Consider the following 22,830-nt stretch of genomic DNA (forward strand, 5'->3'; position numbering starts at 1 on the left):
GAAAATGGCTGCATCTACTGCATTCTCCAACGATTTATTGGAGTTTCTCAAACTTTTAAAAGAAAATAACGATAGAGATTGGTTCAATGAGCATAAAAAAGAGTTCAAAAAACTTGAGGCTGATGCTAAACGCAACTTCAACACTTTGTTTGAAGTTTTAAAAACACATGATGACCTTGATAGGCTCAAAAACTTTCGTATTTATAGAGATGTTCGATTTTCAAAAAACAAGGCCCCGTACAAAACCCATTTTAGTGGCTCTTTTTATAGAAGGAAACCTGCATTGAGAGGGAGTTATTACGTCCATATCCAACCTGATAATAAATCGTTTATTGCCGTTGGCTTTTGGGACCCTTCCAAAGAAGATTTAATGCGGATCAGAAAGGAATTTGAAATAGACGATGACGATATTAGAGCCATTATCAATGACAAGAAATTCAAGGAAACCTGGGGTGGTTTTGTCGGTGAAGAGCTAAAAACGGCACCTAGAGGTTTCGATATAGAACACAAGGCCATTGATCTAATTCGGAAAAAGCAGTTTCTTTTCACGAAAAACTATACAGATGAACAAGTAGTCTCTTCGAGTTTTATTGAAGACGTCAACAATTCGTTTAAGGTTGTCAGACCTTATCTTGATTATATGAGCAGCGTATTGACCACCAATCTTAATGGCGAACCGCTTATATAACCTCTGTTATGGTAAATGTGTTTCCATTGAATTCTACATGATCTCCTTTAGCTTTGTTTTTTAGAAGCATGCCAATAGGTGACCCTAAGGAGATGGCAAAGACAGTCATAGTCTCTGTTTCAATTTTCCCGGCACTTATGGAGATGAAAAAGTTGTTGGAGGTTGTTTTGACCAAACTGCCCAACATTACTTTATCAGAAACCGTTTTCGGGCTGATGGACTTTAAGCTTTCCAGCATTTTTTGGGCATCCGTGAGATATTGAGAGTTTTTCTCGAGATCATTAAAAAGCTTGCCGTTTCCAGAATCGTCCTCTTCTCCGCTTTTATCATTGTTATCAATGGCGTCCTTGATGGTTTCAATTTCATTCTTGTAATTGGCAATACGCTTGTTGGCATAATCAAAACAAGCTTGCAAAACATCACTTTTTATTTTCATATAACTTTCGCCATTTGAGGCTCAAATAGTTGGATATGACTAATAAAACGCTCTTTTACAAGACTCATCATACGTTTGTTCAATGCTGATGAGTTTTGGATATAAATGGCATATTCTTCAACTGTAAACTGACCAATGATCATTCCTTTAATTGAATTTCTGAATTTCATATCCTTGTGGATGGCGTTTTCAATATAGTCTAATTGTTTCTGCAAAGATAGTTCATAATATACATTCTTGTGCTTCGCTATATAATTTTTAAAAACTTCTATCAAAAGCTCGTTTTGCAACATGAGCAAAGGTCTCAAAGTAGCGTTCTGAAATCGCTCTTCACTGCTCATGGAATCATAAATTAAGGCAGTGGGAATAGTGGGCCTCATCTGGATTAAATCGTCGGTTCTATTTGTCATGACTTTAAGTTTCCTTAAACTTATGCATAATGATTTGCATAATAAACGAAGCTGGCAGATGTTGTTAACTGCGTTATTAACAAATGTGGCTTGCTAAATGGATGTTTTGGTGGTTTTGTGTTTTTTTACGAATGATTTTGGATAGGATTGGAGTATCTTTGACTATACATGAACTCAATTCCGGAGTGTATAAATGAGATCGTGTTCATCTATAACGTATTGATTTTTTAAGGCTCGAGACCATGGGCTAGTATGAGATTAAAAAGTACAGATGGGGAAGGTTAAAAAAGTCAGTAATATATAGACTATGAGTTATTCAAAATTGGTTTAAATCAAAAATATAATCATGAAATTTCAAACACGCAAATGGGTAAATCCCCAGGACTTGAATCCAAACGGTACGCTATTCGGAGGTCTCCTTTTGGCATGGATTGACGAAGAGGCTGCCTTATATACGGCCATTCAATTGGATAACACCAAAGTGGTTACAAAATTTATTTCTGAGATTAACTTTATGAGCTCGGCCAAACAAGGCGATATTATTGAGATAGGGATGCAAATTATTAAACTTGGAAATTCATCGTTGACGCTAAAATGTGAAGCGCGAAACATGATGACGAGAACGACCATTCTCACCGTTGATAATATTGTTATGATCAACTTGGATGAAAATGGAAAGCCAAAATCCCATGGTAAAAATAAGCTTGAGTTTGTTAATGATCGGTTGGTTTAGAAATTTAATTTTGTATCTAATTAACAAATAATGGGAAGTCGTTAACAACCTTTATGTAGTATTAATCGTATCTTTATTAGAAACCAATATAACATATATCACGATGAAAAAAATAGGAATTACACTGTTTATGGCCATGCTCCTTGTGTCTTGTTCACTGTCAAAAGTTGAAAAATCCGCAAGAAAGACAATTGACGGAAATTGGGTACTCAACTCGGTTACTTATGATACACCAGGCGTGTTCAATACCACCTTGTTTGATGACACCACAACCTCTTGTTTTAAAAATAGCCAGTGGTTCTTTAGATCCAATAACAGTACTGGGACTTATAACATTATAAATGCCGATTGCTCCACAGGAATCAGATACTTTAGATGGGCAGCCAATGAAATAGGTAAGGATACTGGAAACTTTGAATTCACATTAAAATTTACGGATGAAAAGAAAAAAGATCTTCAAGATAAAACTGGATATAGAATGAAAATGAAATATTTGGACGATAATTCCATGCAAATTACACAAACCATTCAGTTTGAAGGAAAACCCTTTCATATCAACTTAAACTTTACAAGAACAACTTTATAAAAATTAAATTATGAAAAATATAATAAAAACAATTGCATTATTATTTATGATCACAACGTTAGTCAGTTGTGATGCAACACGAAACGCAAGCAATAAACAAAAAGGAACCGTCATAGGTGCCGGTAGTGGTGCTGTAATAGGTGGCGTTATAGGAAATAACGTTGGCAGCAAAAACAATTCGGCCTTAGGTGCTATCATAGGTGCTGTCGTAGGTGGTGTAGCAGGTAATTATATTGGTGACCGAATGGACCGTCAAGCGGAACGAATTGAAGAAGAAATTCCAGGAGCTCAAGTAGAGCGTGTCGGGGAAGGGATAAATGTTGTTTTTGATGAAAGCAGCGGCGTTTATTTTGATACGAACAAATATGCAATTAACAGTGCATCTGCGGCGACCTTGAGAAAGTTGGCAGGTATCTTTAAGGAATATCCAGACACCAATATTTTGGTAGAGGGCCATACGGATAGTACAGGACCGGATGCTTTCAATATGACCCTCTCAAAACAACGTGCTCAATCCGTCACCTCGTTTTTATCGGGTCAGGGCATTTCATCTGGTCGATTTACAACTAATTGGTATGGTCCAAATCAGCCTAAGTATGACAATTCAACGGCAGAAGGTCGGGCTAAAAATAGACGTGTAGAATTGGCGATAATTGCCAATGAGCAAATGAAAAAAGAAGCCATGGAAAAAGCAGGCAATTAGAACGTGCTATTTACCGATTATTATAACAGCCTTATTTTAAAAGATAAGGCTGTTTTTTTTATGTGTTCAATTCTTTGAAGGTTCAACAATTGTAGGGGTCAGTTCAAACAACTCCAGGTCGAAATAATTAATGGCAGAAAGGATATGGTCAAAAATATCAGACATAATATACTCATAGTTGACCCAACGTTTATCACTGCTAAAGGCATAAATCTCCAAAGGAATTCCTTGTGAGGTCGGCTCCAATTGTCTTACCATTATGATCATGTCCTTATTGATGCCAGAATGATTCTCTATATAAGTTTGTGCATACTTTCTAAAAACGCCCAAGTTGGTTAGGTTCCGTCCGTTGATCAATGTTGTTTTATCGATCTTATATTTCTCATTATAGGCTTTTAGTTCTTTCTGTTTCGTTTCGAGATATGGTGTAATGAGTTGTATCTTTTTTAAATTCTCAATTTCGTCATCGGTCAGGAAGTGTATACTTCTGCTCCTAATCAATATGGACCTTTTAATACGACGACCACCTGACGATTGCATGCCTCGCCAATTTTTAAACGACTCAGAAATAATCGCATAGGTTGGAATATTGGTTATGGTCTTATCAAAATTTTGTACCTGTACTGTGGAAAGATTGATCTCTATTACATCTCCATCAGCACCATATTTATCCATAGTGATCCAATCGCCAATTCGTAAACTATCATTTATAGCTACTTGAATACTGGCTACAAACCCTAAGATAGTGTCCTTGAAAATTAATAAAAGAACCGCCGATGCCGCACCGATGGTTGTAAAGAATTTCAGAAATGATAAATCGATCAGAACCGCAAGACTTGAAGCCACACCAATAATCCATACAAAAAGCATCACCACCTGAATATAACTATCAATAGGCTTATCCCGTAGGCGTGGCAATGTTTTAAAATAAGATTCCAAGGTGCGCAATACACTTCTTAAAATCCAAATGGTCAATAAAATTCCATAAAGCTTAAGCAGTAGCACCAGGAATGCTTCAATTTTAGGGTAATCAGAAAAGACCAAGGGAAACAACTTGATAGTAAAAAACAGCGGTACTAAATGTGCAATATTTCGGGGTGCTTTATGGCTTACCAGTAAATCGTCGAACTCGGTTTTTGAACGGGAAGCCAATTTGGTAAAGCTTTTTACCAAAACAATTCTTGCCAAAACATCCGAAACATAAATTATGATACATAGAATGGCCAACAATGTGAGCATGTTGAAGAACTTTGCCCAATCATCGGTAAAACCGAATTCACAAAAATAATCGTAAAAATAGCGGTTGAATAAAAACATCATACTGCAGTTTTTAAATATCTCTTCTCAATATAAAAGGTTGCAAAAGGAAGTAATGATGCTAACAAAACAATGCCCAAGGTCTTAAAGGACCATTTTAATTTGGATCCAACCAATAGGGCCAAAAGCACATAGGCTATAAATAACAAGCCGTGGGTCATTCCAATAGGATAGAGCAAGGTTTGATAGATTTCAGAATGGAATGGTTTGACGAGTAACATGTTGGCAAACAAAACCAAGTAGGAGATGCCTTCTAAAATGGCAACAATTTTAAAGCTTTTAATGAGTGTAAACATGGATTCATAAATTTTATGCAAAAATACCCATGATATCCTGTTTTAGCTACTTTTTGAACATGTTTTTTTAAGTCCGGACGGATTGGAGACTTTGGAAGTTCAATCAAACCCACTTTAGGTGTGATAGAGCCACTCCAAATGGTCGTTATTTTGGAGACATTGGCTGCACTCAAAGCCGTTTTTTAAATAAAAATGATGTAAATGTTCTTCTTCCGTAAGCAAGAAGTAGTGTTGCTTTGGATGTTTAGATTTTAATTGGTCTAACCAGAAGCTGCCTAAGCTTTTATTTCGATGTGATTCGGAAATCCAGATAAAACCGAGATATAGATAACCTTTATTAAACCAGACTTTGGCATCGGTTTCGAAATATTCAAAATTAGGTGGCGATTTATAAAAAACAATACCTCCGCCAACAATGCTGGTATTATCTTCAATAATATAAATTTTAGCTTGGGTTTTATAAGTGTCCCAAAATGGCACAATCTCATCTTGCCATTCCTGCGGAAGAATCTGAAAGAATTGCTGCGGGTCGTTTTTTAGTTCTCTAAACTTAAAAGATTCCATCAGTAGTTATAATAATCCCCAAGACCATAACCTGTCTGAGTCTTCAAGCCATCTGTCGCCAATATCAGTCCTGTAGTATCCATTGTTGACAATCACGGAATGAATTCTGTTGTTCATCATTTTTTGAGCGTCGCGCATCGTTATTCCAGTTCCGGTTACCAGGAGTGCGATTCCTGTATTCCCTGTAATCAGCCATTCGTCATTAACCTTTTTGAGGTGCATGGGATGAATCCCTTCTTTCATGTCTTTTCTAAAGACCACAACCGCATCTTTGGAAAACAGTTCGAAGGTTTTTTTATCATCATAGGGAAAAGGCGGTACCACGATAAAAGCCCCAACCTGAAACCCTTTTTTAGTAGCTATTTTAAAATTCTGCCCTGAGGCCACTTTAAATAGCATTTCTCCGATTGGTTCAGTGATCCCTGCACGTTGGATGAAAATTTGCGGATAGCCAAAGCGGGAGGTGAATTCCAAGGGATAAATCCCATTGCCGTTAACAATGCAGTTGATATCAATATGTCCAACAAATTTCTGTTTTGCCAATGAGGGTTCAAATTTCTTCAAAGTAGCATCAAAAATAGGGGACTGGTTGGCCCAGAACATGCTTGAACCCATTTCTCCTGTGGACACTCCCAATTCTTTTGGAAACAGTTTTTTGTGTTCAAAGGTGATGTTGATCGGTCTTAGAAATTCCTTTCCGTTGAAATAGGCAGAGACGGAAATCTCGACGCCTTTTACTTTTTTCTGAAGTTGAAAATTCCCAAAATCATCTCCCCAAGATTTATCGTAGGCCTTTAATACCCGTATCACATCCAACCCCTCATCATCACTGCCAACAAACAATAATTGTTTTAACTCTTGTGTTTCACCTGAAGGTTTAACGACATAGGCATCAGGGTATTTTTCGACATAAGCAATGGCATCCTGAAAGCTGAGAAATTCTTCAAAAGGCAAGGTTTTTATTTTGTGCTTTTGCAGTTCTTTCTGTCCAAAATTTCGATCTAATTCGAGAAGGTCTGTATATTCGCTTCCACCAAAAACGATCTTGCCGGAAGCTCTTAGTTCAGCGCATTCCTTTCCAAAGCCGGTATAATCAAAGATGAGAATATCCGCCCATTCAATATGCTTTCTCCAATCCTTGGTTTTTTTGACAAACCCCGTACCAATCTCACGGGAAGGTTTGTCCTCAATGTACAATTTGACACTGTTGCCTTCATTTTGGGTAGCGTAGGCAATATCTAATATCTCTCCCCACCGGGAAATAAATAAGAAGTTTTTTGGTAAGCTGTTCTGCTTTTTCAAGATGTTCTTTTGATGAATTTGAGAATACGAAATTAGTTGTTTTTTTGTTTCAAAATCAATTCGAAATAAAAAAAGACTATTATTTCTAACAGTCTTTTTTCGGATTAATTAATAAACTTGAAATGTTATTCATTCGAGCCCATTAATGCAAAGAATTTATCTAAGTTTGGTAGGATTACAATACGTGTTCTTCTGTTTTTAGCTCTATTTTCATTAGTGTCATTTTCCGCAAGAGGTTTGAAGTAACTTCTTCCTGAAGCGATCAATTTCTCTGGAGCAACACCATAATCATCAACTAACTTTCTAACTACTGAAGTGGCACGTAAAACACTTAAATCCCAGTTATCGGCAATTTTACTTGTTCTGATACTTCTGGAATCTGTATGACCTTCAACCATGACTTCTACACTTGGCTCAGAATTGATGACATTGGCTAATTTTTGTAAAATATCATTCGCCTTGTTGCTCACTCTGTAGCTCGCAGTGTTGAACAACATTTTATCTGAAATTGAAATCATGACGACTGTTTCATTAATATCAATGGAAATATCTTCTTCCTCATCAAGATTGCTACTGTCCATTGACTTATTTAAGTTATAGGACAATGCCAAATTCATAGAATCTTTTAAAGTCTTGGCCTCTGCAAGTTTGGAAGCATCGACATTTTGCAATGTTTTACGCATTGCCTTTTTTGTATCATTAGAAATTACTGCAACATTGTCAACATTTACAAGCATCGCATCATTCTGTTCTGTAAGAGAGTTGATTTTTTTATTGTAGTTGTCAACTCTGGCTTGAATGGCTGCGAATTTGTTTTCAAGATCCTCTTTTTCTACTCGAGTTTTATTGAGTTCGCTCTTAATTTGTCCGTTTTCGACTTCCAAAGCGACGTATTTCTTTTTAGAAACACAAGACGTAATCATAATGGCAAGGATTAATGCAATTGAAATTTTTTTCATAATATTAATTTAATGGTTTAGTATATGTACGAGTATACACGGCTTATAGATGTTGGCCACTCGAACATTTTGAATTAATTTAACGATAAAAGGCTTTTATGGCCACATTAGATGGGAGTTATGTAATTTCCCCCATAAAATTGAATATGGTTTTTATCAGAAAAAAACATAGCTTCCACATGGACCTTATGGCGATAAGACCATAAAGCATCAAAAAAATCAGTGATTGCTTTCATGTTCAAGAACTTTGATTTTTATTTTTATTATTGTCAGAAGGCTCTTCTTTTTCCATTCGTATCGGAAAGCCCTTTTCTCCACCATACAATTTGATTTCCTGAATATCTGCCGGTAAGTAGTAACCGTCTTTTATTAAGGCTTCTTTTACGTTTCTTATGACATTTCCTTTTGTGATCAAGGCCATTCGTCTGAAGTCTGTGGTATCTACCCAAAAGAAAACCTTTAAGTTCACGGTGCTCGTAGCCAATTGGTCCTCTATTACAAAATTCTCATGCTCTTCGTCTTCAATTACTTTGGGCTCTTTTCGTAAGGTGTCGAGTATGGTTTTCTTCGCACCTTGTATGTCGTCTTCGTAGGCAACACCAATGATAAAATCCCATCTAAAGAACCCATCTTCGGTATAATTGGTTACGGGTTTTCTCAAAACATCGCTATTTGGTATATAAACGTCCTTTCCATCAAAGGTTTTTAGCTTGGTATATCTAAACTCCAAGTTTTTAACCTTGCCAAAATCTTGGCCAATCTCAACGGTGTCGTTAACATCGAAAGGTCTATTGAAGGCCAAAATTATGCCTGCAATGAAATTTTCACCAATATCTTTAAACGCAAATCCAAAAACGATGGCACTTGCACCCGCTGCTGTCAAAATTGCCGTTGCAACGCCTCCCATACCGGCTGCTCTTAAGGCAATCATGATTACAAAGATGACCAGAATATATCGAATGGCCTGCCCCAAGAATTTACTCATCAGCGGATCATGGGTTCGTGCATCAATGCGTTTTCTTGCAAACTGTCCAATCCATTTGGCTATTAAAAAGCCTAACGCGACAATTAAAATTCCAATACCGATGCCAGGTAATTGATTGATCAGATTATTGTAAAAATTGAGGAACGCGTCTGAAATGGTTATCGTATTGTCTTGCATACAAAATGGGTTGGTCTATGAATTGACTTATGAATAAATGATGTCTTTTATATATTATTACTGATCATTTCCATTCTCCTCCAACTTATCATTATCAGGTCCACCTTGACTGTAAAGTTGATTTTCTTCATCTTTTAGTTCTTTTTTTGATCGGTCTTCGGGTAAGCTGCGGCCGGGAATATCCAAATCTTTTCCTTCAAAATCCACTGGATGAGATCGATGATTTTTGTCTAGCTGTATATCATCTCCACCATCAGTCCTCAAGTTTTTAGGTCTTTCTCCAAACAAATCCTTCTCCTGATCTGAGACGTTTGAGCTATTCTTTATATTATTTTTATTTTTTTCCATCATTTAAGTATTTTTTTATGTCAACTGGAAGTTTCAAGATACAGTTAAAAATGGCTCGCTTTTAACGGATTCACTATTAATATTGATCCAAATACGAACGGGCAGGCAAAAGATGGGTATTTTAATCAGATGGGTTCATATTAAATTGGGTAGGAGCAAGGATTGCCTTTGTATGGATGTAATTTTGGAATTAGACAAAGAACTAGAATTTGTCGCCAAGATCATCGTTAGCAGTCACTCTTCTTGCTTCTTGTAGTTGACTCTATTAATTCATGATTGGCGATATAATCAGGATCTTAGAATCTATTATTTTAAAGTCTATTATTAAAGTACATGAACATTGTAATTTAAGAAGGATTAAGTTTAATATTTAAAAGAGACAACCATAAAAACTAAAATTATGAAATTTAACAGAACAGCAAAAGCCCATTGGGAAGGTGGTGGGAAAGACGGAAAAGGACATTTGACTACAGAAAGTGGTGTTTTAAAAGAATCGCCATATGCATTTAAGACACGATTTGAAGATGCGGTCGGAACCAATCCAGAAGAACTGATTGGAGCAGCCCATGCAGGTTGTTTTACGATGCAGTTGAGCTTCTTTTTGGTAGAGGAAGGTTTTACTGCAGAACGTTTGGATACAAACGCCAGAGTTTTTTTCGAGGATGGTAGCATCCCGAAGATTGAATTGGAACTCAAGGGAAAGGTTCCTGGAATGGACGAAGGAAAATTCAAGGAAATTGCCAATAAAGCAAAAGAAAACTGTCCGGTTTCCAAATTATTGAATGCCGATATTATTTTAACTACAATATTTGAGAAGTAATTCTTATATCGTGAGCTTGGACTCCAAATGATGGGACCAATGAGATACCGTAAATGTTGGATGTTTGCGAGGAACATAATATCCTGTTGAACAGGTAATTCGTTGTATTAAAGAACGTTAAACCTGTATTTCAAACTCAAATTGACTACCATTTTACGACAGATTTGGCATCTATAATAGCTAAAATAAAAAAAGAAATAACAGGTTAAAAAGAGGTGTTTGAGCGCCTCTTTTCTTATTTTTGCAAATCCTTTTCAATAAAAGTCCAACGCTAAATAACCAATGAGCAGTTCAAAAAACACACTCTTAATCATACTTGCTTTTTTCTCTATTTATGTGATTTGGGGCTCAACCTATTTACTGAATAAAATTGCAGTAACTGAATTGCCTCCTTTCATGTTGGCATCTATACGATTTATGACCGCGGGTCTGCTCATATTTATCATCGCAAAATTAATGGGGAAGTCTTTGGCAATCACTAAAAAGCAGTTGGTTAATGTGTTTATTGCCGGATTTCTGTTTCTAACCCTCGGTAACGGAGTAGTAGTTTGGGCCTTGAAATATGTCGATAGCGGATTTGCTGCCTTGGAAATATCGGCACAGCCCTTAGTAGTTCTAATATTGATGCGCATTTTTCAAGGCAAAAAAATTATGACAATGTCAGTTATGGGCGTGATTTTAGGCATTATCGGTATTTATTTATTGGTCAGTCAAAATGAAGTGGTCAGTAAAGAAGGTTCTATTACTGGAATGATCATGATTTTCTTTTGTATGGTAAGTTGGGCATCTGGCAGCTTATTTGTTGGAAACGCTGATTTGCCCAAGAATTATTTTGTAAATACTGGTTACCAAATGGTAGCCGGAGGATTTATGCTGGTGATTGGAAGTTTAATCTTTGGGGAAACCTGGAGTTTACCCAATGCGTGGAGTGAAGATGTACAGTGGTCAATGATATTACTGATTGTATTCGGAAGTATTGTAGCATTCACCTCTTTTAATTTTCTTCTAAAAAAAGTCTCACCAGATAAAGTAGCGACGTCAACCTATGTCAATCCAATTATAGCCTTATTGTTGGGCTGGTACTTTTTGAATGAAGTTATTACCACCCAATCCATAGTGGCAGCAATTGTTTTATTGACGGGTGTATATTTTATCAATACCAAAAAAAAACTGGTCATTTTCGCAAGGTTTCGTAAATAGATTTTAAATATCTTTAGGTTTTATTTTGAAATGAATGAACAAGCTCTTTTAGAAACAAAGCGTCGTATTTCGGCATTTGTCCATAATACGCCAATTCTGACATCACAATTATTAGATGAAATTGCCGGTGCAAAATTGTTTTTCAAATGTGAAAACTTTCAGAAAATGGGCGCCTTTAAAATGCGAGGTGCCACCAATGCTATCATGCAGCTTTCAGAGGCGCAGAAAGAGCGAGGGGTGGTGACCCATTCTTCTGGGAATTTTGCCCAGGCACTATCTCTCGCCGCCACAAACTTGGGAGTCAAGGCCTTTATTGTCATGCCCAATAATGCACCAAAAGTCAAAAGAGACGCTGTTCTGGGCTATGGCGGTATAATAACCGACTGTGAACCAAACATCCAGGCAAGAGAAGAAGCAGCAGCACAAATTGTTGCTGAAAAAGGTGCAACTTTTATTCATCCTTCCAATGATTTGAACGTGATATTAGGAAATGCCACAGCTGCCATGGAACTTCTTGAGGTGCATCCTGATTTGAATTGTATCATAAGTCCTATTGGAGGTGGCGGATTGATTGCCGGCACAGCTTTAGCTGCTCATTTTTTTGGATCAAATTGCCTAGTCATCGGAGGAGAACCAATGGTTGTGGACGATGCCTACAGATCTTTGCAATCAGGCCAGATTGAAACCAATACTACAACAAGTTCTATTGCCGACGGATTGCGCACACATCTAGGCGATGTCAACTTTCCAATCCTAAGGCAACATGTGGATCAGATCATTCGGGTTGAAGAAGAGGAAATTGTAAAAGCCATGAGACTACTTTGGGAACGTTTAAAGATTGTGGTTGAGCCTTCAAGTGCCGTCGCATTTGCCGCAGTGTTAAAAAATAAGACTTATTTCAGGGATAAAAGGGTAGGGATCATCCTTTCTGGTGGTAATGTGGACTTGGATACTTTGAGGTTTTCCTGAATTGACACGTTTTTTATCGGCTAAATTTGACGTTCATATAAGCAACTTGCCTTTTATCGTTTTTATTGAGCGTTCACATATTTTATTATCCTACAGGGAAGCAATCGTTTAATTTTGAAGGAATTAATAATTGTTCGTTCCATGAGAAAATTAGTTTGCCTCCTATCAATTTCATTTTTTTTAAGCAGCTTTTGTTCTATTAATGCTCAGGATTCTTTTGAAGATCTTCCTGACAATTACAAGACACGCCATGCTATTTATGACTATCAAGAAAATGAATTGACAAATACTGATTCCATTCCCGACTTTGCATCCAAATCCAATCCTTTAAAGATTACGGGAACAGTTTTTTTGAGTGATGGAATTACTCCTGCCAAGGATGTTATTCTTTATATCAATCAAGCTGATGAATATGGTACCTATAAATTGAAAAAACAACATGATAAGCGCTATGTATATCACAGAGGTTGGGTAAAAACCGATGCTGATGGACAATACACTTTTTACACCTTTGTTCCTGGCAAGGAAAGACGAAGCAATGACTTTAAAAAGATCCATTTGGTCATCAAAGAACCAAACAGAGTAGATATCAACGGATTTGATTTGATATTTGACAATGATCCTCTTTTAACGAAATCATGCCGTAAAAAAATTGCTAAAAACGGCCTGGATAACATTCTGAAATTAGAAAAGGAAGAAACAATTGCGGTGGCTATAAAAGATATTGTATTAGACGATCAACGAATTGAATACGCAAAAAACTAAAGTGTAATTACTATAAATGACCAATAAAAAAATCCCACAATTTGTGGGATTTTTTTAATCATTTTTTGTTTAAAATAATTTAATTTTTCATTTCGTTGACTTCATTTTGAATGTCGGCAACTTCTTTTTTGGCACCAGTTTTGAGTTCGTCAAACTTATTTTTGACAGTTGATTCCACATCATTATAAGTCTCTTTTACCTTTTGGCCAACTTCGTTGACCTTGTTGTGTAATTCTTCCTTTTTCTCTGGGGATAAATTTTTATACTTCCACCAGGCATATACACCTGCTCCAATTCCCAATAAGGCCAAAAGACCTTTTCCTTGTTGTTTTTTCATATTATTTGATTTGTATTAAAGATAAGAAATATCAAAACCAATCTTGTGATTTTGTTGTTTATTGTGATAATTTTAATACCCATTTGTGATAATATTAATACTCTGTTAATCTCTCCCAGAATGGGGTATGGTTATATTAAAACTCACTTGGATCAATGCTTAGCCAGACCGTTAAAATTTCATAAAAGTCTTGACTATATATTCATAAAATCTTAAATTATGGGAAAACAGTATTATGAAAACTCTTATGGCCTTCTTTTTTATTTTGTATTCCAGTTCACTATTTGCACAGTTTCCCCAAGCGAGTGTTACGGATATAAATGTAAAATTACGAGCAGATAAAATAACAGCTGAATACAATAAACATTTGGGGTTAAATGGAATTCAGATTCCCTTATTTAAAAATAAGATTGCCCATTATTTAGTCTTGGCCGACGAAATCAAAAAAAACAATGAAGGAAGGGAAGAACTAAATGCCTTAATTGAGATGCAAGCCAATGAATCCTTGGCTATGAACGATATTTTAACCTTGTATCAATACCGACTCTACAAAAAATTGAAACCTGAAATTCAACCATTGAAAATGGTCGAGTAAGGCATTAATAGAGTGCAGAGATTACCATTTTTCTAAATGTGAATCCACTATTATCGAATATTAAAGTCCACTAAATGGATAGTTGCTGCACCACCGACGGCCTCATTGGAAATATAGAGATCGCCATCGGCACTAAAGGTCATTCCTTCTGGCTGCGGGAAATTGATTTCATCCAGTTTATATACGTTTTTCAATCCACCATTTTTATCTAAGATCAGTAATTTGGGGTTTTTACCTTCCAGAACATAAATGTCGTTGGTCTTTGGATGCACGGCAATTTCTGAAGGATTGAACGTCTTATGCAACTTCTTGCCTCTGTACTCTTTTAAGGCCTCTGCATTCATTTCTATCCTATAAGCTGGCGAATTTATATCAGCCCTTTTCGTAGCCATTGAAATCTTATAAATACCTTTAAATTCATCGTGGGCATCTTTGTCTTTTGGAGCGGTCAATAACGATTGATCTTTCTTTGAATAGGTTAAAGATTCCATATTGTTGGAAGATTTGAAACCAGTTTGATGAGAGCTGATGGTTTTATTGGTGTTTCTCCAATCTTTTATTTCATATAACAATCCATCACTTTGCATCACAAATAAATCGGTATTGTGGAGCGCAATGGCTTCATAATCGCCATTTCCAGCAAAAGGGATCTCTTCAGTGATGGAATTCATATCAAGATCATATAAATAAATAACGCCATTTTCATCTTGAACGCAGGCCAAAGTATGGTCGTCAATCCAAACCATACCGCTTATCTCATTCAATTCTGTGGGCAGTTCCCAGGTTTCAGAAATGGTATAACTCTCCATGACCTCAGTGATTTCCGCATTGGTTTGACTAAGTTTTGAAAATCCGATAACGGCGATCCCAATTAAAACTGTAGTAAATAGACCTATAAATAAACTGGATTTTTTCATAATATTATTTTATGATTCAAAGGTCTAGTTTAATTCTGAAAACTTTTGGGAATGGGAGCGTGCTAACTTTTATTTAATACAATTTTAACGACTATTTAGAAAAAAGTGAGCTTAAAAATGTGTTCTTCAGAGTAACGATACTCTAATCCAATTCCATACTTCTCTGAAATGGCTTTTGCGATGGCCAAGCCAAGTCCCGTAGATTTTTTATCATTACTTATTTTTTTAAATCTTGAAAATATAAGGTTAGCATTTAGGGCTTCAGCAACTCCAAAATTACTTATTGAAATTGATTTTTCATGAATCTTTATGGTAACGGTATTATTTCGTTGTCCGTGGATGATGGCATTTTTAACTAGATTGGTCATTAGGACGACAGCAAGATCCTTATTCATTTGAAAATTTAAATTTGAATGTTCTTCTAAATGCAATACGATATGTTTATGCGATGCCAGATCTTCAAAATCCCCAATAATATTGGCAGTCAGACTATTGAAATCAATCGTTTCCTCATCGACAAATTGCCTGTTTTCAATTTTTGATAATAAAAGTAAGGATTTGTTCAGTCGCGTCAATCGGCCAAGATTGTCCAGCACAGAAGCCATCGTTTTAATATCGTCCGCGGGTAGCTTGGTATTCTCAAGAAACAATTCCAACTTATTGATGATTATGGCCAAAGGCGTTTGTAACTCGTGCGATGCGTTTTCAATAAAATGCTGCTGTTCCAGATATCGAGCTCGGCTTTGGTCAATAAGTGTTGTTATTGAAGTGTTGAGGAGTTTGAACTCTTCAATATTTGTATCGATCGTCTTGATATGATGGTTTTTTTCTATTCTGAAATCAGGCAATTGCCTCATCAGGCTATGAAAGGGTTTCCAGATTTTTTTCAGCATCAAATTATTCAGAATGACAATGGCAATCATAAGTGAGGCGTAAAGTACAATCAAATACACTACCAAATCCTGGATCAGATCGTCCTCTTCAACCATTGAGGTGATAAATTTTACCTTGTAATAGTTGTCATTATAGGCCAACGTGGTTTCGTAGACCCGAACCGGTTCAAAATCACGTTCATTGAGCATGTACATTAAAGTATCTGAATTACGATCTTCAAATTGCTCGTATTGTTTTTTGGAAATGGGTGTTATGGCATGACTCCAAAGATCGAGATCATTATGTTCGAGTATTTCAGGATTCGTAGGCAATCGCTCCAATAGCAATATTTTTTGGTTTTCAAGGCCATCGTCCAAGCTGTCATAAATCTCATCGAGCATGGCATAGTAGAAAATAAATGCCCAAATGCTTATGAGGGGTACCAGTAGAATGGCAAGATATTTTGAAGTATGGTTGAGTAGTTTCATCAGTCGGTTTCAAGTTTATAGCCTACACCATAAACCGCCTCAATATTGATGGTGGCATGTTCAAGTTTTTTGCGCAGGTTCTTGATTTGCGAATAAATAAAGTCAAAACTATCAGATTGGTCAATATGATCACCCCAAACGTGCTCTGCCAAGGCTGACTTGGTAACCAATCTGGTTTTATTTGTGATGAGATACATCAAGATATCGTATTCCTTTCGGTTGAGGACAATTTCATGGTTATCAACAGTCACTCGTCTGTTTTCAGGTTGGACGGACACATTGCCGATGTGGATGTATTGATTCCCTTCAAAATGCCGTCGTCGTAAAACGGCCTTGACACGCGCATGTAATTCGGCCATATGAAATGGTTTTGGCAAATAATCATCAGCTCCCAAATTGAGGCCTTCCAATCGGTCATCCAATGAATCCTTGGCCGACACGATAATCACACCGTCGTCCTTTCCACTCAATTTCAATGCTTTTAATAGTTCAAGCCCATTGCCATCAGGAAGTGTGATGTCCAATAAAATACAGTCGTAATCATAGACGGCAATTTTTTGCAATGCCGTTTTGTAATCAGAAGCTGTTTCTACAATATAATGCTCGCGTTCCAGGGTTTGCGACATATTCTCCAACATCTCAGGTTCATCTTCTATAATCAACAATTTCATTTTATGAATTTTAAGCAATTGTAATACTGAAATCTAAAATCATTTAGGAATCCCTCTAAAATAAAGAAAAAGAACTCTGTTATGGGTTTTTATGAGCTTTAGTTTTGGGAAAAACTTAACGAATAAACATCCGAAATTCCCAATTCATTACAGTTTTGTGAACTTCCTTTGTTCCAAATTAAAACAATAAAAACAATAGAAAATGAAAAAATTAAGAATAGCCGCACTATTGTTGTTTGCAACAGCAGCAGTAAGTGCACAGGATTTAAGAACGAATGAAGTACCAGCAAATTTACAGAGTACTTTCACTAAATCGTTTACTAATGTCAAAGATGTGGAATGGGAAAAGAAAGGCGATGTCTATAAGGTCGAATTCGAGATCAATAGGATGGATCATGACATTTGGTACGATGCACAAGGAAATGTCATCAAATCAAAGATAGAAATTTCAGAAAGTGAATTGCCTTCAACGGTTGCTTCTGCAGTTAAAACCAAATATGCCGATTATAAAATTGACTCTGTAGAAGTCCTTGAAGAAGGAGGTAAAAAAACCTACAAAGTGGAAATAGAAAAGGGCTGGACTAAAGAGAGAAAACTTGTGTTGGATGCTTCAGGAGAAATACTGAGTGATATGGAAGATTAATTTTTTATAGTAAAAATTGATTGGTAGCAAAAAGGATTGGAATTCGATTTCAGTCCTTTTTTTATATCATTTAAACCCTGTTCAGAATAAGACCGCATCTTTAAAACTCCGAAGTCTGGTTTAAGAATTTATAAAACAAGCATTTAGCGGCACCTTTATCACTCCATTTTAAAATGGAAATACATAGATGCCGCCATGAGTTAGTTTTTAATTAAAGATGAAAATGAGCCTATTCAGGAGTTTCTGAATCTTCTTTTTTCTTGCCACTCATAATAAAGTTGATGAGAATGCCTACTAATACAACACAAACTATAGCGAAAATGGCAATCATAAAGACGCCATTATTCCAGTTGGCATCTAAAAGTAAAGGTTGATACATGTTTAATACGTTTTGGTTTTTGGTAAAAATATATCATAAAGGTATCAAAAAACATGATTATTATCAGAAATACATGGGGTTTTTAATTCTTGCTAAAGATTTGACTAGATACTTTAAGCAACACATTGAAAATACATTGCTAATCACTTTTTAGGAAATGGAAATTGTATAATTTTGCAAGATGTTAAACAACCTCTAAAATGAAAGCATTTATTGTATTGATCTTATTGTTCTTTTCAATAACCTCAGTAGCTCAAATTGACTATAAAAAACAATTGGACAGTTTGATGATTGTCCATAAAGTATGTACTATTGAAAGTAGCATCCGGAACCAGCGTGTCAAATTGGACAACTTGAAAAAGCAGAAGCAAAGCCTAAATGCGCAGCTTGCGGAAATACAAAGTTTCAAACTTGGCCGCACTGACGCTGAAAAAGAGGCACAGCTGACTGAAATTAATCAGCAAATAGAAGCCAATACCACTGCGCTTACTGCGGCAGGGGTGCAATTGACCACGCTGATCAATGAACTCGTCTTGGCCAATGAGGATGTAAAGGCCTTACAGAACCAATAATTTTTAGATAAAAAGAGTGAAAGTTCATTGTTTTAAAAGGACATGACCAAAAGGTGGAAATACTGGTTCATTACCGGCACTTAAGTGTCATGGTCTAAATGCAAGGGTGTAAAATAGGTATCTGAATGCTGCAAGAATAGCAATAAGTATAATAGCTCCTAACCAATAGAAAACGCCCATCATCCCAGTTGCTTCAAAGTGGATTTGAAAGCTTAAGTCACTTTAATCGGACGTTCAAACATCTTAAAGGTGAAAGTCCAAGAGATTTAAGGTCTAATTTTATGCCCAATAGAGGGTTTTAATAGCCTGAGGCTTGCCTCCATCAAAAAGACATTTTCCTATGTGTTCTTAGAAGGCATGCCCGAGGTTCTTGGTTGTGACTTAAGCTGGATTGGTTTTATAAAAATCTATCTACGATCCTGGTTTTGGAGGTAAAGCGAACGCCACGGCATCATGTTCAAAATGGTTTCGGTGTGACCCATCGCAAAACGGTTTGTTTGCGCTTAATCCGCATCTACAAAGTGAGATGACATCACGGCCACCAAGGTCATAGGCATTTCCATCCTTATCGACAATTTGAAAATCGCCTTCTATTCTTAATGAACCGTTGTTATTGACTTTTAAAGTTGTTTTACTCATAAGGGTTATTATTTATTATTGGTTATTAATTATTGTTATTAGTTATTTTAATATTGAACTGTTGTTTTGAATTTGGTGGCATGCTTTTGAAGTTTATGGTAGCCACATAACAAACCTATTCTCAATATTTTCCTGTAATGCGCTAATCTACATTAAGTTTTTGAATAAAGGAATCAGTCATCATTAGAACCTTTAACCTCAGGATTGATAATCTGAATGGTTGCTTATTAACCAGTCAGTTATGGTGTTGAATGAAGAAAGAGTCTGTTTTAAAACCGGAATGGACAACAATCCACTCAAAACGACCAACCAAGGATTAACATTGTCCTAACAGCACAACTGAAATTAATGCTGTAATTTCGTCTTTTGACCTCTTTTGAGGTTCTATTCTTACAATATTATGACTTTACAACCTATGAAATCTCAACATACTGCATATTCCATTTTAGAACTCGCCTTAGTTTCTGAAGGCCATAGTCTCAAGCAGACCTTTAACAACTCACTTAAATTGGCTCAAAAGGCCGAAAAATTTGGCTATACACGTTTTTGGTTGGCAGAACATCATAATGCCGTCAATATTGGCAGTAGTGCGACCACGGTGCTTATTGGCTATGTTGCCGAAGGTACCCAAACCATTCGTGTAGGTTCTGGCGGAATTATGTTGCCTAACCATTCGCCATTGATTGTTGCCGAACAATTTGGTACCTTAGGTTCATTGTATCCCAACCGTATCGATTTAGGCTTGGGAAGAGCCCCAGGAACGGATAGGGAAACAGCTCTCGCCATTCGCTCCGATTTTATGCAAGCCACACATTCATTTCCTAAGGATATTGAGGATATCCAACAGTATTTTTCTGTAGACAATGCGCGCTCTAAAATTAGAGCCACCGTCGCTGAAGGGGTAGAGGTTCCCATTTATATTTTAGGATCCAGTACCGATAGTGCCCATTTAGCGGCAAGTAAAGGTCTGCCGTATGCCTTTGCCAGCCACTTTGCCACCATTCATTTGGAAGCGGCTATAGCGATTTACCGAGAAAAATTTCAGCCTTCAGACAGTTTAAAAGCATCCTATGTCATGGCAGGTGTTAATATTATCATCGCTGATACCGATGAGGAAGCCGAAAGTTATTCGACCTCATTGATCCGAATGTTTCTGGGTATTTTTACCGGAAAACGGGAGTATATGCAACCACCAACGGCCATGACCCAAGAGTTTAGGGAAATCATGCAACATCCTCAGGTGCATCAAATGTTGAAGTATTCCTTTGTTGGGAGCAAAGCCACCGTAAAAGCCCAAGTAAAGGATTTTTTAGAGAAAACCAAAGCCGACGAACTGATTGCAGTGACCAATATTTATGATATCAACCATCGGATCCGATCTTATGAATTGTTTGCGGAAATTATGGACGAGTTGAATGCTGAAGCTGCGGTATAATTTTATTGACAATGACTATGGCAAACCACTCTTTAATTTTCGATTTTCAAACACAACAAAACACTGCTAATTGGCTGGTGATCAATGATGGGGTGATGGGCGGACTTTCCAAAGGGATGATAAAAGTGAATGAAGCGGGAAATGGACTTTTTTCAGGTTTTGTCACCACCGAGAATAACGGCGGTTTTTCTTCCGTCAAATATGCTGTTTCTAAAGGAGATGTATCACATTTCGATGCTGTAAAAATAAGAGTCAAAGGCGATGGTAAAATCTATCAATTTCGGATCAAATCAGACCAAACAAAAGAGTATTCCTATGTTAGTGAGTTCAAAACTTCGGGCGATTTTGAAACTATAACGCTTCCATTTGCCGACTTTTACGCAAGTTTTAGAGGCAATAAACTTGGGATTCCAAATTATAGCGGAAAACAGATGGAAGAAGTGAGATTTCTAATCGGCAATAAAAAAGATGAGGATTTCGCTTTGGAAATTGAACGGATATGGTTGGAATGATGGCTTGCATTTTCATGAATTGGACGTCTTCCATGGCTCTCAATCTGGATAACCTGTAATTTTTAGAGTCCGATTTTCTTATCTTCCTAACTTTCCATTGCGCATAAATCAATCAAATGGTGTTATTCCCTGCCTAACTGTGGTTATCTTTGCACAAAACATAGTCTATGTCGCCACAGTTTTCAGAATTAGGAATCAATGAGTACCTCCAAAAAAGTTTAACCAATTTAAAGATGTCCGTTCCTACGGATATCCAAGTCAAGACCATTCCTGTCATACTCAATCAAAAAGAAGATGTGGTGGTGATGGCTAAGACCGGAACCGGAAAAACGGCGGCTTTTGGTGTACCCTTGCTACAATTAGTTGATGTTTCAAATGCTAATATCCAGATGCTAATTTTAGCACCTACGAGAGAATTAGGACAACAGATATATAATAATTTAGTCGCTTTTGCTACAGATAGCCCCGACGTTTCCATCGCCTCTGTATGTGGCGGCATCCCCATAAAACCTCAAATAGAACGCTTGAAATCGCCAACACACATTGTGGTGGCTACGCCAGGACGCTTGGTCGATTTAATGACTCGTGACGCCATTGATATTAAAAGCATCCAGTATTTAGTTTTGGACGAAGCCGATGAAATGGTCAGCGCCCTAAAAGATGAAGTGGATGTCATTATCAAAGCCATTCCAAAATCGAGACGCACATTGTTGTTTACGGCCACCATGCCTGGAGCCATCAAACAATTGGTTCAAAATTACATGTCCAAGCATGTGTTGCATATTGAAACGGATATGGCTAGCACAGGGCACCAAGGCATTGATCACCAATATATGGTTGTAGAACCTATTGAGAAATTGGAGGTGTTGCTTCATTTTCTAAGTTCCAAGGAAGGTGAGCGCGGCATTATATTTTGCAAAACCAAGGCTGCGGTCAACAAGTTGGCCAAAAACCTGGCCATTAATAAATTCTCGTCTGGCGCACTTCATGGCAGTTTGACCCAAGGCATTCGCGACCGGATTATGGAGCAGTTCCGGGAAGGCTATATTGATATTTTAGTGGCTACCGATTTGGCCGCCCGGGGCATTGACGTCAAAGAGATCTCCTATGTGGTCAATTACCACTTGCCGGACACCTACGAAGCCTACGTACACAGAAGCGGGCGTACCGCAAGGGCAGGAGCGAAGGGCTTATCTTTGACCATTTTACAGCAAGAAGAAGTTGAAGATATTGCCGATTTTGAAAATGAACTGGGTATTGTTTTTAACGAATTTAAAAAGGTAGATGCCCAGAGCATTGAAGAAAATAACGCCCTCCTTTGGGCCAGAAAAATATTTAAGACCAAAACCAATCGGGAGGTTTCGGAAGATTTTAAAGCCAAGATAAAGACCATCTTTCATCACTTGACAAAAGATGAACTAGTCGATAAAATACTCGCCAACTACTTGGCACAAACCCGTATGGAAACCCCAAAACAGGAAGCTTCCAAAAAACGTAAAAAGAACCAATGA

General features: G+C 37.0%; 29 protein-coding genes. 14 read left to right on the top strand and 15 right to left on the bottom strand.

Going from position 1 to position 22,830, the window contains the following annotated elements; genetic code table 11:
- Window positions 1–4: 4 nt before the first annotated feature.
- On the top strand, window positions 5–688 hold the full coding sequence (locus G6N06_RS05085) for a DUF2461 domain-containing protein (RefSeq protein WP_163514976.1): 684 nt from the start codon (window positions 5–7) through the stop codon (window positions 686–688).
- On the opposite strand, the gene G6N06_RS05090 is transcribed toward G6N06_RS05085, so the two are convergent.
- Together G6N06_RS05090 and G6N06_RS05095 are read right to left on the bottom strand one after the other, a co-directional pair.
- Entirely contained in the window at window positions 681–1,124 is a 444-nt protein-coding gene (locus G6N06_RS05090) for a transcription elongation factor (protein ID WP_163514977.1), read from the bottom strand. The two genes, G6N06_RS05085 and G6N06_RS05090, sit on opposite strands and share 8 nt — an antisense overlap.
- Entirely contained in the window at window positions 1,121–1,534 is a 414-nt protein-coding gene (locus G6N06_RS05095; RefSeq protein WP_163514978.1) for a glyoxalase, read from the bottom strand. Before G6N06_RS05095 ends, G6N06_RS05090 begins: the two co-directional genes overlap by 4 nt.
- A gap of 346 nt (window positions 1,535–1,880) precedes the next feature.
- On the opposite strand from G6N06_RS05095, the gene G6N06_RS05100 reads away from it, so the two are divergent.
- From G6N06_RS05100 to G6N06_RS05110, 3 genes are all read left to right on the top strand, one after another.
- Complete coding sequence (locus tag G6N06_RS05100; RefSeq protein ID WP_163514979.1) at window positions 1,881–2,267, top strand: acyl-CoA thioesterase; 387 nt, start codon at window positions 1,881–1,883, stop codon at window positions 2,265–2,267.
- Window positions 2,268–2,370: 103 nt separating this feature from the next.
- Entirely contained in the window at window positions 2,371–2,853 is a 483-nt protein-coding gene (locus G6N06_RS05105; RefSeq protein ID WP_163514980.1) for a lipocalin family protein, read from the top strand.
- 10 nt (window positions 2,854–2,863) lie between these two features.
- Window positions 2,864–3,556 (top strand): YiaD family glycine zipper/OmpA-like lipoprotein, encoded by a 693-nt coding sequence (locus G6N06_RS05110; RefSeq protein WP_163514981.1) that lies wholly within the window; start codon window positions 2,864–2,866, stop codon window positions 3,554–3,556.
- 66 nt (window positions 3,557–3,622) lie between these two features.
- Here G6N06_RS05110 and G6N06_RS05115 read toward each other — a convergent pair whose 3' ends face one another.
- From G6N06_RS05115 to G6N06_RS05145, 7 genes are all read right to left on the bottom strand, one after another.
- Window positions 3,623–4,873, bottom strand: a complete 1,251-nt coding sequence (locus G6N06_RS05115; protein WP_163515061.1) for a mechanosensitive ion channel family protein — start codon at window positions 4,871–4,873, stop codon at window positions 3,623–3,625.
- Complete coding sequence (locus tag G6N06_RS05120) at window positions 4,873–5,169, bottom strand: DUF3817 domain-containing protein (RefSeq protein WP_163514982.1); 297 nt, start codon at window positions 5,167–5,169, stop codon at window positions 4,873–4,875. Before G6N06_RS05120 ends, G6N06_RS05115 begins: the two co-directional genes overlap by 1 nt.
- Window positions 5,170–5,283: 114 nt before the next feature.
- Entirely contained in the window at window positions 5,284–5,733 is a 450-nt protein-coding gene (locus tag G6N06_RS05125; RefSeq protein ID WP_163514983.1) for a GNAT family N-acetyltransferase, read from the bottom strand.
- Window positions 5,734–5,739: 6 nt separating this feature from the next.
- A complete protein-coding gene (locus G6N06_RS05130; protein WP_163514984.1) occupies window positions 5,740–7,035 on the bottom strand; it encodes a phosphoribosylamine--glycine ligase in 1,296 nt (431 codons plus the stop codon).
- A 125-nt stretch (window positions 7,036–7,160) separates the two neighbouring features.
- Window positions 7,161–7,994, bottom strand: coding sequence for an OmpA/MotB family protein (locus tag G6N06_RS05135; protein ID WP_163514985.1), 834 nt, complete (start codon window positions 7,992–7,994; stop codon window positions 7,161–7,163).
- Between the two features lie 238 nt (window positions 7,995–8,232).
- The gene (locus tag G6N06_RS05140) at window positions 8,233–9,156 is read right to left on the bottom strand and encodes a mechanosensitive ion channel family protein (protein ID WP_163514986.1); all 924 of its coding nucleotides are present in this window, start codon (window positions 9,154–9,156) and stop codon (window positions 8,233–8,235) included.
- 57 nt (window positions 9,157–9,213) lie between these two features.
- Window positions 9,214–9,507, bottom strand: a complete 294-nt coding sequence (locus G6N06_RS05145) for a hypothetical protein (RefSeq protein ID WP_240337981.1) — start codon at window positions 9,505–9,507, stop codon at window positions 9,214–9,216.
- A gap of 397 nt (window positions 9,508–9,904) precedes the next feature.
- On the opposite strand from G6N06_RS05145, the gene G6N06_RS05150 reads away from it, so the two are divergent.
- The 4 genes from G6N06_RS05150 (at window position 9,905) to G6N06_RS05165 (ending at window position 13,258) form a co-directional block, all read left to right on the top strand.
- On the top strand, window positions 9,905–10,324 hold the full coding sequence (locus G6N06_RS05150) for an OsmC family protein (RefSeq protein ID WP_163514987.1): 420 nt from the start codon (window positions 9,905–9,907) through the stop codon (window positions 10,322–10,324).
- 282 nt (window positions 10,325–10,606) lie between these two features.
- Window positions 10,607–11,524, top strand: coding sequence for an EamA family transporter (locus G6N06_RS05155; protein ID WP_163514988.1), 918 nt, complete (start codon window positions 10,607–10,609; stop codon window positions 11,522–11,524).
- A 30-nt stretch (window positions 11,525–11,554) separates the two neighbouring features.
- Window positions 11,555–12,493, top strand: coding sequence for a pyridoxal-phosphate dependent enzyme (locus G6N06_RS05160; protein ID WP_163514989.1), 939 nt, complete (start codon window positions 11,555–11,557; stop codon window positions 12,491–12,493).
- Window positions 12,494–12,634: 141 nt separating this feature from the next.
- The gene (locus G6N06_RS05165) at window positions 12,635–13,258 is read left to right on the top strand and encodes a hypothetical protein (RefSeq protein WP_163514990.1); all 624 of its coding nucleotides are present in this window, start codon (window positions 12,635–12,637) and stop codon (window positions 13,256–13,258) included.
- Window positions 13,259–13,337: 79 nt separating this feature from the next.
- Here G6N06_RS05165 and G6N06_RS05170 read toward each other — a convergent pair whose 3' ends face one another.
- A complete protein-coding gene (locus G6N06_RS05170; protein ID WP_163514991.1) occupies window positions 13,338–13,595 on the bottom strand; it encodes a YtxH domain-containing protein in 258 nt (85 codons plus the stop codon).
- A gap of 235 nt (window positions 13,596–13,830) precedes the next feature.
- Between G6N06_RS05170 and G6N06_RS05175 the strand changes: the two genes are divergently transcribed.
- On the top strand, window positions 13,831–14,190 hold the full coding sequence (locus G6N06_RS05175; RefSeq protein ID WP_163514992.1) for a hypothetical protein: 360 nt from the start codon (window positions 13,831–13,833) through the stop codon (window positions 14,188–14,190).
- A 50-nt stretch (window positions 14,191–14,240) separates the two neighbouring features.
- Here G6N06_RS05175 and G6N06_RS05180 read toward each other — a convergent pair whose 3' ends face one another.
- The 3 genes from G6N06_RS05180 to G6N06_RS05190 form a co-directional block, all read right to left on the bottom strand.
- On the bottom strand, window positions 14,241–15,107 hold the full coding sequence (locus tag G6N06_RS05180) for an SdiA-regulated domain-containing protein (RefSeq protein WP_163514993.1): 867 nt from the start codon (window positions 15,105–15,107) through the stop codon (window positions 14,241–14,243).
- A gap of 95 nt (window positions 15,108–15,202) precedes the next feature.
- Window positions 15,203–16,468: a sensor histidine kinase gene (locus G6N06_RS05185; protein WP_163514994.1), complete on the bottom strand. Its 1,266-nt coding sequence runs from the start codon at window positions 16,466–16,468 to the stop codon at window positions 15,203–15,205.
- Window positions 16,468–17,139 (bottom strand): response regulator transcription factor, encoded by a 672-nt coding sequence (locus G6N06_RS05190; protein WP_163514995.1) that lies wholly within the window; start codon window positions 17,137–17,139, stop codon window positions 16,468–16,470. Before G6N06_RS05190 ends, G6N06_RS05185 begins: the two co-directional genes overlap by 1 nt.
- Before the next feature lie 202 nt (window positions 17,140–17,341).
- On the opposite strand from G6N06_RS05190, the gene G6N06_RS05195 reads away from it, so the two are divergent.
- Window positions 17,342–17,782, top strand: a complete 441-nt coding sequence (locus tag G6N06_RS05195; RefSeq protein ID WP_163514996.1) for a PepSY-like domain-containing protein — start codon at window positions 17,342–17,344, stop codon at window positions 17,780–17,782.
- A 229-nt stretch (window positions 17,783–18,011) separates the two neighbouring features.
- On the opposite strand, the gene G6N06_RS19695 is transcribed toward G6N06_RS05195, so the two are convergent.
- The gene (locus G6N06_RS19695) at window positions 18,012–18,161 is read right to left on the bottom strand and encodes a hypothetical protein (RefSeq protein WP_205334724.1); all 150 of its coding nucleotides are present in this window, start codon (window positions 18,159–18,161) and stop codon (window positions 18,012–18,014) included.
- Window positions 18,162–18,361: 200 nt separating this feature from the next.
- Here G6N06_RS19695 and G6N06_RS05200 point away from each other — a divergent pair, with 200 nt between their 5' ends.
- Window positions 18,362–18,733, top strand: coding sequence for a hypothetical protein (locus tag G6N06_RS05200; protein WP_163514997.1), 372 nt, complete (start codon window positions 18,362–18,364; stop codon window positions 18,731–18,733).
- A gap of 411 nt (window positions 18,734–19,144) precedes the next feature.
- Here the strand turns inward: G6N06_RS05200 and G6N06_RS05205 are convergent, their stop codons facing one another.
- Complete coding sequence (locus tag G6N06_RS05205; protein ID WP_129016243.1) at window positions 19,145–19,372, bottom strand: CDGSH iron-sulfur domain-containing protein; 228 nt, start codon at window positions 19,370–19,372, stop codon at window positions 19,145–19,147.
- 415 nt (window positions 19,373–19,787) lie between these two features.
- Here G6N06_RS05205 and G6N06_RS05210 point away from each other — a divergent pair, with 415 nt between their 5' ends.
- From G6N06_RS05210 to G6N06_RS05220, 3 genes are all read left to right on the top strand, one after another.
- Window positions 19,788–20,807: an LLM class flavin-dependent oxidoreductase gene (locus G6N06_RS05210; RefSeq protein WP_163514998.1), complete on the top strand. Its 1,020-nt coding sequence runs from the start codon at window positions 19,788–19,790 to the stop codon at window positions 20,805–20,807.
- A gap of 11 nt (window positions 20,808–20,818) precedes the next feature.
- On the top strand, window positions 20,819–21,319 hold the full coding sequence (locus G6N06_RS05215) for a CIA30 family protein (protein ID WP_163514999.1): 501 nt from the start codon (window positions 20,819–20,821) through the stop codon (window positions 21,317–21,319).
- A gap of 167 nt (window positions 21,320–21,486) precedes the next feature.
- On the top strand, window positions 21,487–22,830 hold the full coding sequence (locus tag G6N06_RS05220) for a DEAD/DEAH box helicase (protein ID WP_163515000.1): 1,344 nt from the start codon (window positions 21,487–21,489) through the stop codon (window positions 22,828–22,830).

Origin of the sequence: Gelidibacter japonicus (assembly GCF_010725055.1) — a bacterium.
Taxonomy (GTDB): Bacteria; Bacteroidota; Bacteroidia; order Flavobacteriales; family Flavobacteriaceae; genus Gelidibacter; species Gelidibacter japonicus.

Bases quoted from the DNA above. Each gene is read 5' to 3' on its own strand.
- G6N06_RS05085 (WP_163514976.1), top strand. From the start codon at position 5: ATGGCTGCATCTACTGCATTCTCCAACGATTTATTGGAGTTTCTCAAA.
- G6N06_RS05090 (WP_163514977.1), bottom strand. From the start codon at position 1,124: ATGAAAATAAAAAGTGATGTTTTGCAAGCTTGTTTTGATTATGCCAAC.
- G6N06_RS05095 (WP_163514978.1), bottom strand. From the start codon at position 1,534: ATGACAAATAGAACCGACGATTTAATCCAGATGAGGCCCACTATTCCC.
- G6N06_RS05100 (WP_163514979.1), top strand. From the start codon at position 1,881: ATGAAATTTCAAACACGCAAATGGGTAAATCCCCAGGACTTGAATCCA.
- G6N06_RS05105 (WP_163514980.1), top strand. From the start codon at position 2,371: ATGAAAAAAATAGGAATTACACTGTTTATGGCCATGCTCCTTGTGTCT.
- G6N06_RS05110 (WP_163514981.1), top strand. From the start codon at position 2,864: ATGAAAAATATAATAAAAACAATTGCATTATTATTTATGATCACAACG.
- G6N06_RS05115 (WP_163515061.1), bottom strand. From the start codon at position 4,873: ATGTTTTTATTCAACCGCTATTTTTACGATTATTTTTGTGAATTCGGT.
- G6N06_RS05120 (WP_163514982.1), bottom strand. From the start codon at position 5,169: ATGTTTACACTCATTAAAAGCTTTAAAATTGTTGCCATTTTAGAAGGC.
- G6N06_RS05125 (WP_163514983.1), bottom strand. From the start codon at position 5,733: ATGGAATCTTTTAAGTTTAGAGAACTAAAAAACGACCCGCAGCAATTC.
- G6N06_RS05135 (WP_163514985.1), bottom strand. From the start codon at position 7,994: ATGAAAAAAATTTCAATTGCATTAATCCTTGCCATTATGATTACGTCT.
- G6N06_RS05140 (WP_163514986.1), bottom strand. From the start codon at position 9,156: ATGCAAGACAATACGATAACCATTTCAGACGCGTTCCTCAATTTTTAC.
- G6N06_RS05145 (WP_240337981.1), bottom strand. From the start codon at position 9,507: ATGATGGAAAAAAATAAAAATAATATAAAGAATAGCTCAAACGTCTCA.
- G6N06_RS05150 (WP_163514987.1), top strand. From the start codon at position 9,905: ATGAAATTTAACAGAACAGCAAAAGCCCATTGGGAAGGTGGTGGGAAA.
- G6N06_RS05155 (WP_163514988.1), top strand. From the start codon at position 10,607: ATGAGCAGTTCAAAAAACACACTCTTAATCATACTTGCTTTTTTCTCT.
- G6N06_RS05160 (WP_163514989.1), top strand. From the start codon at position 11,555: ATGAATGAACAAGCTCTTTTAGAAACAAAGCGTCGTATTTCGGCATTT.
- G6N06_RS05165 (WP_163514990.1), top strand. From the start codon at position 12,635: ATGAGAAAATTAGTTTGCCTCCTATCAATTTCATTTTTTTTAAGCAGC.
- G6N06_RS05170 (WP_163514991.1), bottom strand. From the start codon at position 13,595: ATGAAAAAACAACAAGGAAAAGGTCTTTTGGCCTTATTGGGAATTGGA.
- G6N06_RS05175 (WP_163514992.1), top strand. From the start codon at position 13,831: ATGAAAACTCTTATGGCCTTCTTTTTTATTTTGTATTCCAGTTCACTA.
- G6N06_RS05180 (WP_163514993.1), bottom strand. From the start codon at position 15,107: ATGAAAAAATCCAGTTTATTTATAGGTCTATTTACTACAGTTTTAATT.
- G6N06_RS05185 (WP_163514994.1), bottom strand. From the start codon at position 16,468: ATGAAACTACTCAACCATACTTCAAAATATCTTGCCATTCTACTGGTA.
- G6N06_RS05190 (WP_163514995.1), bottom strand. From the start codon at position 17,139: ATGAAATTGTTGATTATAGAAGATGAACCTGAGATGTTGGAGAATATG.
- G6N06_RS05195 (WP_163514996.1), top strand. From the start codon at position 17,342: ATGAAAAAATTAAGAATAGCCGCACTATTGTTGTTTGCAACAGCAGCA.
- G6N06_RS19695 (WP_205334724.1), bottom strand. From the start codon at position 18,161: ATGTATCAACCTTTACTTTTAGATGCCAACTGGAATAATGGCGTCTTT.
- G6N06_RS05200 (WP_163514997.1), top strand. From the start codon at position 18,362: ATGAAAGCATTTATTGTATTGATCTTATTGTTCTTTTCAATAACCTCA.
- G6N06_RS05205 (WP_129016243.1), bottom strand. From the start codon at position 19,372: ATGAGTAAAACAACTTTAAAAGTCAATAACAACGGTTCATTAAGAATA.
- G6N06_RS05210 (WP_163514998.1), top strand. From the start codon at position 19,788: ATGAAATCTCAACATACTGCATATTCCATTTTAGAACTCGCCTTAGTT.
- G6N06_RS05215 (WP_163514999.1), top strand. From the start codon at position 20,819: ATGACTATGGCAAACCACTCTTTAATTTTCGATTTTCAAACACAACAA.
- G6N06_RS05220 (WP_163515000.1), top strand. From the start codon at position 21,487: ATGTCGCCACAGTTTTCAGAATTAGGAATCAATGAGTACCTCCAAAAA.